Raw genomic sequence first — 12942 nt, 5'->3', positions numbered from 1 at the left:
CTATAGCAAAGCTTGATGATAGCGGCTTAGTTCTTAACTTTTAGTTGCTGCAATAGTGCTTGATGAAAACCGTGTCCTAGTTGTTTGAAGTACCTAAAATGCTCATCATCAAGATGCTCATCTTGTACCAGCATCAACAGGGCTGCGGGTTTGTTGGCGACGAAGATCGACATTAATGCGACCTCCTGCTTGGGGCTTAGCAGGATTTGAAGTCCCTGGGGGAGGCTGGGGTGCTGAGAGCTGAGGCGCACGGCAGCGGCCTTTTGCAGCAGCCGGAGGCAGATATTGTTGCTGCTCTGATTTGCTGTAAAAGCACTGGGACTGATGTCTTCGCCAAGGCCGTAATGGTGTCGGCTTTTGAATTCTCCGCGGCTATATACCCAGATTAAGCCGGCTTTACTAGTAAGGCCGCGCTTTAAACTTTGTAAAGTAAACTCTAATAGATGGTTGCTGCTTTTGAAGCTTTGTTTGTTAAGCAACCTTTTTAAGCTGCTTTTAAGAATGTCGCTGTTTATTTTTGTGGTGACTAATTGATTTTTTGAAAGCTCTTCTTGTGTTTCGTTTGTTTGTGCTTCTACAAATTTAGGCAGCCAGCGGCTGAGCTTCCACTGGCAGTGCTGCCAGCGCATTGGGTGGCACTCGATAGGCAAGCTTGGGTGCCATGGTATGCTCAGCATGCATTGGTTCAAAAGGCCGTGTATTTGTGGGCGGCTCAAACCGCTGATGCCACTTAGTAAGCGTAAATGTTTGGCAAAGCTTAATGGATTCCATAGTTGTTCAATTAGCCCGTGGCAAGTAATCAGGAGCATTTCAGGCTCGCTTGCTATGGCACTGGGACGGCCTTTGTTGCGTTGTTGATAGCTCTGCAGTGCTTGTCGAATTTGTAGCCGATTGTCTTTATCAAGATATTGCCAACTGCGATTGAGTTTATTCAAAATCGCGCAATACTGACTAAACTCAGTCATGATGTCGCTGTAATGGCAATCTAATAAGTTGTGCTGAGCTTGTCGCAGGCTTGTGCCATTGTGTTGTAAAAACTCTAGTTGAACTTGCATATGGGGCGTGTCGATGGAAATCCCCCATTCTGGCAATCTAAAAAGCAGGCTGCTCAACTCGAATTGTTTTGCGATGTCGCTGTTGTTGGCTATAGCAATGCGGCGGAAGAGCTCGCTGGCTAGATGACTGTTGATGAGGCTTCTGCTTAGCACCGCAAAATGTTGCTGCAAATCTTCTTGTTTAAGTTCTTCGCAGCTGCTGATGGTCGCTATAACTTGCGGGATACCAATCAAACTAATAAGTTGCTCAAGCTGTTCTGGCCATTTTGAGCGATCACTAATGAGTTGATTTGCGCGGCGGCTTAGTTGCCAACACAGCAAAGGGTCTTGTCGGCATAGGGTGGCGATAGAGGCGGCGGTTGCATTGGGCTTTTGGCATACATTCAGGGCGAGTTGGCGACTGCCTGGGAGTATTTTCCAGTTCAGTTCGCTGAGTTTTTTGGACCAGTAATGAAAACCCTCTGCCTGAGGCCGGATTACCAGCTTGGCTGCTGCAGACATGCATACCCCTTAATTATTCAACGCCAGACGCTTTGAAGTGGGTAGCTTGCTTCTATGTGGGCTACTCCTCAAAACTCCTTAGGATATGATAGTAGCTGTTCAGCCTTTGCGCTCGAATACTTCCTTCAGAAGCAGCTTTTTGTAAGGCGCAGCCAGGTTCTTTTTCATGTTGGCAATCCCTGAAGCGACATTGGCCGATAAATTCTTTTAGCTCCCTAAAGCCCGCCATCAGCTCGTGAACTTCTAGTGGCCAAAGGCCAAATTCGCGAATACCTGGGGAGTCGATCAAGTGTCCGCCGCCGGGGAAGTGCAGTAGTAGCGCGGTGGTGGTGGTGTGAGTGCCTTTTTGTCGCGCGGCCGACAAGGCGCCTGTGCGTAGCTCTAAACCAGGTATTAAGCTATTTATCAACGAGGATTTGCCTACTCCGGATTGGCCTACAAATACACTGGTGCCTTGTTTTAACAGTTCCGTCAGTTCATCCACGCCTTCCCCTGTAGCGGCGGATAATTGCAGAGTTTGGTAGCCTAGGTCTTGGTACAGCTCGGCAAGTTTTAATACTTTTTCTGATTCGGAACCGCCATCGAGCTGGTCGCTTTTATTGATCAATAGCAGTGGTTCAAAGCCAAGTAGCTCGGCGACAACTAAATAGCGATCGATAAGGTTACCAAAAGGTTCGGGATAGGGCGCCACAACAATCACAAGCCGATCAATGTTTGCTGCAATGGTTTTCATATTGCCATGGCTATCAGGGCGAGTCAGTACGCTGCGACGCTCTAATACGGCTTCAATCACGCCAATACTCTGCCCTTGACGCCATACTACTCGGTCACCGGTGACGATGGAGCCAAGGTTGGCGCGCAGGTGGCAGCGCTGGCTAATGGCTTCATCCTGATCCAAGCTTTCTACCTCAACTTGGGTGCCGTAATGAGCGATGACTAGGCCATTTTGTTCATCGCCAAGGCTGTCGGCTTCTAGGCTTTCTAGTTCCTTGTTGCGCTTTTTAGTGGCCCGTTCAGCCCTTTCGGCTTGGATCTTTTCAATACGCCAAGCTTGGCGGCGGCTGAGTTTGCGCTTCGACATACAATTTGAGTGCTAAAATTAAGTTAGAAAGATCGCCATGGTGCCAGTACAATGCTCTGGCAACAAGTCTTTCAGTCGCTGCGCTTAATAAAGAGGACACTCAATGCCAGTATCGGATACTCATTTAATTTGGATCGATCTCGAGATGACAGGTCTGATCCCAGAGAGTGATGTGATTATTGAAATCGCCACTATCGTGACCGATGCGGATTTGAATATTCTTGCCGAAGGCCCAGTGCAAGCGATTAAGCAGCCCAAGGGGCGCATGGAAAAGATGGACGCTTGGAACACTAAAACTCATGGCGCATCAGGTTTAACTGAGCGGGTATTGAGTAGTCAGGTAAATTTAGGGCAAGCTGAACAAGAAACTTTAGGCTTTTTACGCCAGTGGCTGCCACCCGCTGTATCGCCCATGTGCGGTAACTCAATTTGTCAGGATCGACGCTTTATGGCCCGCTATATGCCAGAGCTGGAAGCGTTTTTCCATTACCGAAATCTTGATGTCAGCACTATTAAGGAGTTAGCCAAGCGCTGGCGACCTAGTGCCTTAGAAGGTTTTAGCAAGCAAGGCTCCCACCTTGCCCTTGATGATATTCGCGAATCGATTGCTGAACTAAAGCATTATCGTGGACAGTTTATCGACCCTGAGTTCAGCTAAAAGCTAAACTGACTGGCGCTTTATTTTGCGCTTACGGCGACGTCCAGGCTGCTTTTGCTGAGCAATAGCCCAACTAAAGTGCTCGCTTAATACTGTATCAGCACTGACTAATCTTTCTTCTAAGGCTTTCACAATCAACCCATTACTTTCGGCATTGGCAAGACCAATGCTCAAGTTTCGTTGCCAGCGTTGATAGCCGATGCGGCGTAAAGGCGAGCCTGCTGTGCGTTGTAAAAACTCTTCTTCTGTCCAGCCGAATAATTCTAAAAGATCGCTGTCATGCAGGTTGTGGCGCGGCAAAAAGTCTTGTTCAGCGGTGTTGTGGGCATATTTATTCCAAGGGCAAATGGCTTGGCAGTCATCGCAGCCAAATACGCGATTACCCATCGGGTCGCGAAATTCCTCAGGTATCACGCCATCAAATTCAATTGTTAAATAGGATATGCAGCGCCTTGCATCTAAGACATAGGGCTCTGGAAAGGCGTCAGTAGGGCAGACTTGCAAGCAGGCCTTGCAGTCACCGCAATGATCTTCACTAAGTTCTTTGTTAATGGGTAAATCTAAGTTGGTGAATATTTCGCCAAGAAAAAACCAGCTGCCCACTTCTCTTTCGATCAGTAATGTATGCTTGCCTGTCCAGCCAAGTCCCGCTTTTTCAGCAAGCGGTCGCTCCATTACGGGGGCACTATCTACAAAAGCCCGAGCACCGTGTTCGTGCCCGATAAACTCTTCAATTTGTTTGGCCAGTAGACTTAAGCGCTTGCGTATTAATTTGTGGTAGTCACGTCCTAGGGCATAGCGAGAAACATAGGCCTTGTTAGAGTCTTTTAGTACTCGAATGGGTTCGGTCGAGGGCGGCAGATAGTTCATTCTTGCGCTGATCACCCGCTGGGTGCCAGGCAGCAACTCCTCAGGGCGACTGCGTTTATTGCCGTGCTCGCCCATCCACTGCATATCGCCTTGGTAACCCTTGTCCAGCCACTGTTTGAGTTTGCCTTCTTGCTCTTGCAGATCTATATCGCTGATGCCTACTTCCTGAAAACCCAGCTCTCGCCCCCAAATGGGGATCATTTGCGCGAGTTGCTTAAGTTTATCTGGCTTAGTCATAGAGTGTGCCTATCGCCTGCTGCTGTGGCTTGGGTATAATTCGATAACAACATTAGTGAGTCTTGGGCTAATAATGAATCCGCAGGCTCAATAGATAGAGAAAACCATGCAAAACCATACGCAAAGCTCCACTCTTCCTAGCGCATTATATACTGCCGAACAAGTAAAAGCCTTGGATCAAGAGGCGATTAATCGCCTTGCTGTGCCCGGTATAAAGTTAATGAAAAGAGCTGGCCGAGCCGCTTTTGAAAAATTATTAGAGCACTGGCCAGATCTCGATAGTCTGACGGTTTTTTGTGGCGCCGGAAACAATGCTGGAGATGGCTATGTGGTGGCGGCACTAGCGGCTCAAAAACGAATTGCTGTTGATATAGTACAGCTGGCCGATCCAGAAAAATTGCCAGCCGATGCCCATAAGGCTTATCAGTTTGCGCGACAGGAGGGTGTGATCATGGCGCCTTTCCAAGAGCATGGAGGTATTGCCGGAGAGGTAGTGGTCGATGCCTTGCTGGGTATTGGGAGTCGTGGCGCACCGCGCGGAGACTATGCCGCAGCTGTCGCCCAGATTAATGAAGCCAATAAACCTGTTGTTGCACTAGATATACCATCAGGCCTTTGTGCTGATACAGGTCATGCTGAAGCGGCGGTCAATGCTGACATCACTATCTGTTTTATTGCTTTAAAGCGTGGCCTGTTGACAGCTCGAGGCCCTAAACATTGCGGGCAGCTCTATTTTGATGGCCTGGGGGTGGCTGACGATTGCAACTCCCAAGTTGCTGAAGTGGAAAGAGTGAGTAGTGCTCAATTATTAGAGCGGCTCCCCCCCCGAGAGGCAGACGCCCATAAGGGGCGCTTTGGTCATGTTTTGGTAATCGGTGGCGACCATGGTTATGCGGGGGCAGCCTTGTTATCCGCAGAAACGGCAGCGCGCTGTGGCGCAGGTTTGGTTAGTGTTGCTACTCGAGCCGAGCATATTGCCGCAATTGTTAGCCGGCGTCCTGAGTTAATGGCGCAGGCGGTGGTATCAGGTCAGGAGCTTACGCCTTTGTTGGAAAAAGCCTCCGTCGTGGTTATCGGTCCAGGCTTGGGTCGCAGCCCTTGGTCTGAGCAACTTTTGCAGCAAGCTTCGGATTACTGCGCTGAACAAAATGTGCCGATGGTGATGGATGCGGATGCCTTGAATATGTTGGCTGAGGCTCGGGTTATCGAAGGCGCCAGAGATAACTGGGTGTTAACCCCACACCCAGGAGAGGCGGCCCGCTTATTGGCCTGCGAAATCAGCGATATTGAACAAGATCGCTTTGCCAGTGTTGCTAAGTTGCAGCAAAAATATGGTGGTGCAGTTCTGCTTAAGGGAGCAGGTAGTCTAATTTGCTGCCATCAAGCAGCGATTGGCCTGGCCAGTGTTGGTAACCCGGGTATGGCAAGTGCTGGCATGGGTGATGTCTTAAGTGGTGTTATTGCCGCTTTGATCGCACAAGGCATGTCCCCGGGGGATGCCTGTCGCTTGGCTGTGTGTTTGCATGGCGATGCGGGTGATTTGGCGGCTGAAGAGTTTGGCCAGCGGGGAATGCTTGCCGCGGATTTGATCCCCCACTTATCTGAGTTGTTAGCGGAAGTTTGATGGTGAGAATTTGATGGTGAGAATTTGATGGTGAGAATTTGATGGTGAGAGTTTGACGGTGAGAGTTTGATGGTGAAAATTGTTAGAGAGTTGGTAGATGAATCTGCCAGCCTTGAGTTGGCTGCTGAGTTTTCAAAGGCCTTGCAAGAGGAGTTGAATGCTGCAGATGAAGAGCTTTCGCTAAATTTTCCAGATGGTTTGGTAGTTTTTCTGTTGGGTGATTTAGGTGCCGGAAAAACGACCTTTAGTCGTGGTATTCTGCGTGGCTTTGGCCATCAAGGTGCCGTTAAAAGCCCCACCTATACGCTTGTTGAACCCTATGAGTTAGAAGTGCCCGTTTTTCACTTTGACCTGTATCGCTTGGCCGATCCAGAAGAGTTGGAATATATGGGAATACGAGATTACTTTGCTCCGGGCCACTTATGTTTGATTGAGTGGCCGAGTCGAGGTGAGGGCTTTTTACCAAATGCGGATATTGTGATTGAAATTAAGGTTCAGGGAAGGGGGAGAAGCATAGAGTTGCAGGCACAAAATCCCGCTAGTGAACGAATCCTGAAAAAGCTGGCCTAATAAAAAACGGCTTTCTAGTATGGTGTTAACAGCACATAAAAAAAGCGGCTATACTAGACTCATAAATTCACCTTTGAAGACCAACGACATAGCTTGGCTATTAAAGGTTATGCAACTGCCTAAGTAGCAGTGCGATATATAAAACAAAGAGCGTGTGCATCTGCGAGTATCTCGCAGTTGTGTTTGACCATAATCGGGGGAAGCAATGGGCTTTCGAGCAAGTAAAATTTTGCTGCCTAAATCCTTGGGTTTAGGGCTTCTCCTATTGTCTTTGTTACAGGCTTCTTTCCTGCAGGCTAAAGCTCAAATCGAGGGCGTGCGATTGTGGCGTGCGCCAGACCATACCCGGGTTGTATTCGACCTATCAGCTCCCTTAGAGCATAAACTGTTCAGCTTAGAGAACCCCCACCGGCTGGTTTTGGATATGGAATCGGCGGCGAATCAATTTGCACTTGCCGATATTGATCTTAGCAAAACACCTATTCGTCGAATCCGCAGTGGCGCCCGTGATAAACACGATTTACGTGTGGTACTGGATCTTAATGAAGCGGTTAAGCCGCGAAGTTTTTTATTGAAAAGCCACGGCGATAAACCTGATCGCTTGGTGCTGGATCTATTTGATAAAAACCTGCGCACTGAAAAAAAGTTGGAGCAGAGCCAGCCCAGTCAAAAGCGTGACATCATTATCGCGGTTGATGCAGGGCACGGTGGTGAAGATCCAGGAGCTATTGGGCCGGGCCGCCTACGCGAGAAAAGTGTGGTGATGGCTATCAGTAAGGAATTGGTACGCCAAATTAATCAGGTGAAAGGCTATAAAGGTAAGCTTGTCCGTACTGGTGATTACTATATTGGTTTACGTAAGCGTCGAAATATCGCTCGTGATATGCGCGCTGACCTTTTTATTTCTGTTCACGCTGATGCCTTTAAGCACCCTAGTGCAAGTGGAGCGTCGGTATTCGCGCTATCTAGACGTGGTGCAACTTCAGAGACTGCGCGCTTTCTCGCCCGTAAGGAAAATGAAGCCGATTTAATCGGCGGTGTTGGTGGTGTGAGCCTGGAAGATAAAGATGAGGTCTTGGCGGGCGTTTTAGTGGATCTATCGATGACGGCTAGCCTTAGTTCAAGCTTGCAGGTGGGTGACAAAGTTCTTCAGTCGATGGGTAAGATCGCCAAATTGCACAAGCGCCGTGTTGAGCAGGCGGGCTTTGCGGTTTTAAAATCTCCGGATGTACCCTCGATACTGGTCGAAACAGGCTTTATTTCAAACCCTAAAGAAGCTAAGAACTTGGGCAGTAGCCGTTATCGTAAGAAGATGGCAAGCCAGATATTCAAAGGGGTTAGAGCGTACTTCGATGATAAGCCTCCGATAGGTACATATCTGGCTTGGGTAAAAAACGGCAAACAAAATGGCCGCTCTAAAGAGTATATTATCGCCCGAGGAGATACGCTCTCTGGTATTGCTTTGGAATATAACACCTCGGTTGCGGCCATTAAAAAGGCCAACAAGCTAAGTAACTCTCGCATTCGAGTGGGGCAGCGCTTAAAAATCCCGACCTCTTAGCCGCCATTCTAGCTTTCACCTTTGATAGGCCGGTTCTTGCCCCTGGGGGTGATAAACTCGGCGAACCTCGTTAAACTTCCCGCCTCATCTGTACGGATTTATAGCCCATGTCGAAAATCAAACTACTCAGCCCCCGTCTTGCTAACCAGATTGCCGCTGGTGAGGTGGTCGAGCGACCCGCGTCTGTCATTAAAGAGCTGTTAGAAAATAGCCTTGACGCTGGCGCCACTCGAGTTGAAGTAGAGATTGAGGCCGGCGGTGTTAAGTTGATGCGTGTGCGGGATAATGGTGGCGGCTTGGCAAAAGAAGATTTGCCACTTGCGCTATCTCGCCATGCCACCAGTAAAATCTATGAGCTAGATGACCTCGAGGCCGTAGGTACTTTAGGTTTTCGTGGGGAAGCCTTGGCAAGTATCAGTTCGGTTTCGCGCTTGACCCTAACGAGTAATTCTGGGGATGCCGGGCAAGCTTGGCAGGCCAGTGCCGAAGGGCGAGACATGGTGGCGGAACTTAAGCCTGCTGCGCATCCACAGGGCACCACCGTTGAAGTGCGAGATTTGTTTTTCAATACTCCAGCCCGCCGAAAATTTTTGCGTACCGAAAAGACCGAGATGAATCGTATCGACGATGTCATTAAACGATTGGCGATGTCACGCTTCGATGTCAATTTTGTACTGCGCCACAATGGTAAAGCAATTCACAATCTTCCCGCGGCCAGCAACCAGCATGAAAAAGAGCGTCGCCTGGCACAGATCTGTGGCCCGGCGTTTATGGAAAACGCGGTGCACCTAGATATTGAACGCAGCGGCCTGCGGTTATGGGGCTGGGTAGCGCTACCCAGTTTCTCGCGCAGCCAAGCGGATATGCAACATTTTTATGTCAATGGCCGTGCAATTAGGGATAAATTGGTTACTCACGCTGTAAGGCAGGCTTATCAGGATGTTTTGTATCATGGGCGCCATCCGGCCTATGTTTTATACCTTGAGCTTGACCCGGCTACGGTAGATGTCAATGTACACCCTACCAAGCATGAAGTTCGCTTTCGCGATAATCGCAGGGTGCATGATTTTCTGTTTCGAAGCTTACATCGTGCCCTTGCTGAAGTTCGCCCAGATGATCAATTACCGAGTGCTGATGCCAATGTTTTGCAAGCCACCACAGCGCCTATTAGCGGCGTGGCGGCAGGGGAATTTAAACAGCAAGAAGCAATGGATTTTCGCGCCCAAAGCGCAGGCTTTAGTAGTGCGAATATGGCGCCAAATCAATCAGCTTTTGCACCATCTTCGGCGCCGTCTTATACCTCAGAGCGTCCTGCTGAGCACCAATTGCGTGAGCAAATGGCAAATTACGCCCAAGTTGTTGCGCCAAGTTCGCAGGGCAGTTCGTTAGAAAATATAGAAGCACAGGACGAACAAATTCCGCCATTGGGTTATGCGATTGCGCAATTAAAAGGCATTTACATTCTGGCTGAAAATGCCCAAGGCATGGTAGTCGTTGATATGCACGCCGCCCATGAAAGGGTGGTGTATGAGCGGATGAAAATTTCTTTTGCAGCCGAAGGCATTAAAGCTCAGCCGCTATTGGTGCCGCAAAGTTTAGCGGTGAGTCAAAAAGAAGCTGACTTTGCCGAGCAATTTAGCGATAACTTTAGCTCCTTGGGTTTTGTGATAGAGCGGGCAGGCCCAGAGACTTTATTGGTACGCCAGGTTCCCATGATGTTGCATAAGGCTGATGTGGAAACTCTGGTGCGAGATGTGCTCTCGGATTTAATAGAATATGGTGATAGCCGTCGCATCACCGAGCACGCCAATGAGATTATGGCGACCATGGCCTGCCATGGCTCGGTGCGAGCGAATCGCAAGCTTAGTATTGCAGAAATGAATGCCTTGTTAAGAGATATGGAGGCCACTGAGCGCAGCGGCCAGTGTAATCATGGTCGCCCAACTTGGTCGATGTTAAGTCTGGACGAAATGGACAAGCTCTTTATGCGGGGACAGTAAGGGAATCATTTTCCCTTTGTTGTCTCTGGGCATTTAATAATTCGATAAGCTCTTTTTGTGTCAGGGGTTTGGCGAATAGATATCCTTGGCCATAATCACAGCCGTTTTGATTTAGAAACTGATGCTGCTCTGGGTTTTCGATACCTTCTGCAACAACTTTCAATTGCAGTTTGTGAGCCATGGCGATAATCGCCGCCGTAATTTCCATATCGCTCTGACTGCTGGGAATGTCCATTACAAATGAGCGATCAACTTTAAGAATGTCTACTGGCAGTGACTTCAAATAGCTTAGCGAAGAGTAGCCGGTACCAAAATCATCAATCGATAAAGTAACTCCCAAGTCACGCAATTTTTGTAAAAGCTCAAAGCTCTCTTCCATATTGCCCATTACCATCGATTCAGTAATTTCTAGCTCTAGATGCTCAGTGGGAAGCCCGGTGGCTGCCAGCGTTTTTTCAACCGATCTAAAAAATCCTGGGTCGGTAAATTGTCGGGCAGAAATATTTACCGCTACCTTGATGGGGGGCAGGCCAGCTTGTAGCCAGCCGGCTACCAGGCGGCAGCTCTCTTTAAGAATCCATTCGCCTACGGGAACAATCAAGCCAGTTTCTTCGAGTGTATCGATGAACTGATCAGGGTATTGCATGCCCTTGCTTGGGTGGTTCCAGCGTATAAGGGTTTCCATACCGCATATCTCGCTGTTGTGGATATGCACCTGGGGCTGAAAATAAAGCACAAACTCTCGGTTAGCTAATGCGCTGCGCAACTCATTTTCAAGGGACAGTTGGCGTGCCGCTCGCAGGGTGAGCTCCTTGCTAAACGGGCAATACTTATTGCGACCCATCGCTTTGGCTTGATACATCGCTAGATCGGCGTTCTGCAAAAGCTCTTCAGTGCTAATGCCGTCATGGGGGGCTACAACGATTCCGATGCTAGCTGATATATTGATCTCAGTTCCAGAAATGTGAATCGGCATAATCAAGGTGCTGAGGATGTGTGACGCTAGCGAGTGGGTTTCACTGGGGTCTTTTACAGTGTCAATTAGAATGCAGAACTCATCGCCACCGAGACGGCCGACAACATCGGCGGCGCGAACACAGGATTTTAAACGGTTGGAAACAATTCCAAGGAGTTTGTCTCCGGCGCTGTGACCTAATGAGTCATTGATGCGTTTGAAATTATCTAGGTCTAGAAACAACAGGGCAAAGCCAGATTGATTGCGTTTGTAGCGCCGCTGACGGAGTTTGATTTCCTTTAAAAAACAGTAGCGATTCGCCAGCCCGGTTAGATTGTCAAACATGGCTAGGTTCTTTAACTCATCTGTACTTTCTTGCAACTGCATTTGCAGTTGGTCCAGCTGAGTGGATAGCTCGCCTTCGGCTTCCAAAAGCTGATCGACTTCATCGGCAAAGAAACGGCGCGGCTTTTGTTTTTTTAACAAGCTAGATGCCAGTTCGTATTCGCCTTTGATCAAAGTACGCATAATTTTAGTTTGACGGATCATGCGATTTAGCGGAGATAGCATCATTATGTAAAGTGCAATACAGCCAATCAATAGTGGCCCGATAATCTTACTGAGCGATTGTTGCTCAATATCCTTGACGGCCTGAACGGACTGGCTAATATCCGCTAGGATGACGAAGCTCAACCGCGCATCCATAAATTGCGGCATCGCAAAAATACTGATGTCGTAGGTACGGCTATCGGAAGATACGCTTTGACTGGTCCCTATACTGTCGGTGAAGCTTCTCTGGCGTGATAGTCGAATAATATGAGCTAGATTCTTTTGTTTTTGTGTTAGATGCAAAATAGATTGCGTCCACTCGGGGATGTCTGGGTTTTTGATATGTGGGCGTCGGCTGATGATGCCGATGTCGGTTTTGGTAACCCTTCGAAAATCATCCAGCATTTGACTGAGTTGAACATCGATTTGAATCAAAAGCGGGCCTTGGGGGCCAATCAATGGAACCAATATGGATTGTAGGCAGTGGCTTGCACAGCTTATTTTTGAGCCTGATTGGCTACCGTTTAGAGCTTGTTTGATCAAATTGTCAGGCATGCTGGGCGACTGCCCCCAGCTATTTAGTTTCATGCCTCTGTCAGAATACAGTGTAATGCCTTCAATCCCCCAGTCTGCCTGCAGATATAGCCAATAGCGAGCAATAACCTGCTCTAAATTTTGGCCTGGGTTGGATTTCATGGCTTCGGGAATGCCGCTGGCGACTTGTTTTAAATGTTTTTCAGATTGAGTTATTAGGCCATCAAGTAAGCTGATGTGTTGTTGATGAATTTCTGCACGCTCATTGGCGTTAGCTTTGCTTGCTCTTTGATCAATAAAGTAAAAGAAGACGCCACACAAAAATGCCAATAATAGACTAACGGCAAGAGTGGCTTTCCATCTTAGGCTGATAAACATTGTGTACTCTTGCTGGCGTTAGGCATTGGGCTGTCTTTATGGCTGTTGCTCAGCCATCCTTGAGGAATCCGATTGGGGGAGGCCTGACGACACGGTTCCCACTTAATTTCAATCCATTGTTTTTGCAAGGCGCTGCGACCATCATCGCGCAGCACTTCTAAGCATAGTCTAGTATTAGGATCATTTGCTGCATTATTGGCTGCTAAGCTTAATGTTAATACCTTTTTGCAGTGCATGACGTTAGAACTGCCGATTATCCCTAAATAACAGACTAATTTATGGGGCGCCGTTCAAAAATGGAAACCTTGTCATGCTTACTTAACGATTATCGGCAGATAAGCCCTAATTATTAAGTTCTATGCGGCGAGA

Annotated in this window: 9 protein-coding genes; 5 read left to right on the top strand and 4 right to left on the bottom strand. The window is 48.3% G+C overall.

The genetic code is table 11. The features are described 5' to 3' along the window. Positions 1–26: 26 nt before the first annotated feature. Together Q1A41_RS09220 and rsgA are read right to left on the bottom strand one after the other, a co-directional pair. Positions 27–1556: a hypothetical protein gene (locus tag Q1A41_RS09220; RefSeq protein ID WP_299977546.1), complete on the bottom strand. Its 1530-nt coding sequence runs from the start codon at positions 1554–1556 to the stop codon at positions 27–29. Between the two features lie 61 nt (positions 1557–1617). Next, positions 1618–2637, bottom strand: coding sequence for a small ribosomal subunit biogenesis GTPase RsgA (gene rsgA / locus Q1A41_RS09215; RefSeq protein ID WP_299977543.1), 1020 nt, complete (start codon positions 2635–2637; stop codon positions 1618–1620). 103 nt (positions 2638–2740) lie between these two features. Between rsgA and orn the strand changes: the two genes are divergently transcribed. Then, positions 2741–3295 carry an oligoribonuclease gene (gene orn, locus Q1A41_RS09210; RefSeq protein ID WP_299977541.1) on the top strand — a complete coding sequence of 185 codons (555 nt, stop codon included), beginning with the start codon at positions 2741–2743 and terminating at the stop codon, positions 3293–3295. Positions 3296–3298: 3 nt separating this feature from the next. Here orn and queG read toward each other — a convergent pair whose 3' ends face one another. Next, positions 3299–4402, bottom strand: coding sequence for a tRNA epoxyqueuosine(34) reductase QueG (gene queG / locus Q1A41_RS09205; protein WP_299977538.1), 1104 nt, complete (start codon positions 4400–4402; stop codon positions 3299–3301). 106 nt (positions 4403–4508) lie between these two features. On the opposite strand from queG, the gene Q1A41_RS09200 reads away from it, so the two are divergent. The 4 genes from Q1A41_RS09200 (at position 4509) to mutL (ending at position 10157) form a co-directional block, all read left to right on the top strand. Further along, positions 4509–6026, top strand: coding sequence for an NAD(P)H-hydrate dehydratase (locus Q1A41_RS09200; RefSeq protein ID WP_299977536.1), 1518 nt, complete (start codon positions 4509–4511; stop codon positions 6024–6026). A 69-nt stretch (positions 6027–6095) separates the two neighbouring features. Further along, the gene (gene tsaE / locus Q1A41_RS09195) at positions 6096–6596 is read left to right on the top strand and encodes a tRNA (adenosine(37)-N6)-threonylcarbamoyltransferase complex ATPase subunit type 1 TsaE (RefSeq protein ID WP_299977533.1); all 501 of its coding nucleotides are present in this window, start codon (positions 6096–6098) and stop codon (positions 6594–6596) included. Between the two features lie 205 nt (positions 6597–6801). After that, positions 6802–8157 (top strand): N-acetylmuramoyl-L-alanine amidase, encoded by a 1356-nt coding sequence (locus Q1A41_RS09190; protein ID WP_299977530.1) that lies wholly within the window; start codon positions 6802–6804, stop codon positions 8155–8157. A 107-nt stretch (positions 8158–8264) separates the two neighbouring features. After that, positions 8265–10157 carry a DNA mismatch repair endonuclease MutL gene (gene mutL / locus Q1A41_RS09185; protein WP_299977527.1) on the top strand — a complete coding sequence of 631 codons (1893 nt, stop codon included), beginning with the start codon at positions 8265–8267 and terminating at the stop codon, positions 10155–10157. Here the strand turns inward: mutL and Q1A41_RS09180 are convergent. Next, positions 10141–12573, bottom strand: a complete 2433-nt coding sequence (locus tag Q1A41_RS09180) for an EAL domain-containing protein (RefSeq protein ID WP_299977524.1) — start codon at positions 12571–12573, stop codon at positions 10141–10143. The genes mutL and Q1A41_RS09180 overlap by 17 nt on opposite strands. Positions 12574–12942: the final 369 nt, after the last annotated feature.

Source organism: uncultured Pseudoteredinibacter sp. (assembly GCF_947502065.1).
Lineage (GTDB): Bacteria > Pseudomonadota > Gammaproteobacteria > Pseudomonadales > Cellvibrionaceae > Pseudoteredinibacter.
The sequence above is the reverse complement of the archived record's forward strand: the minus strand, read 5'-3'. Positions and strand labels throughout refer to the sequence as shown.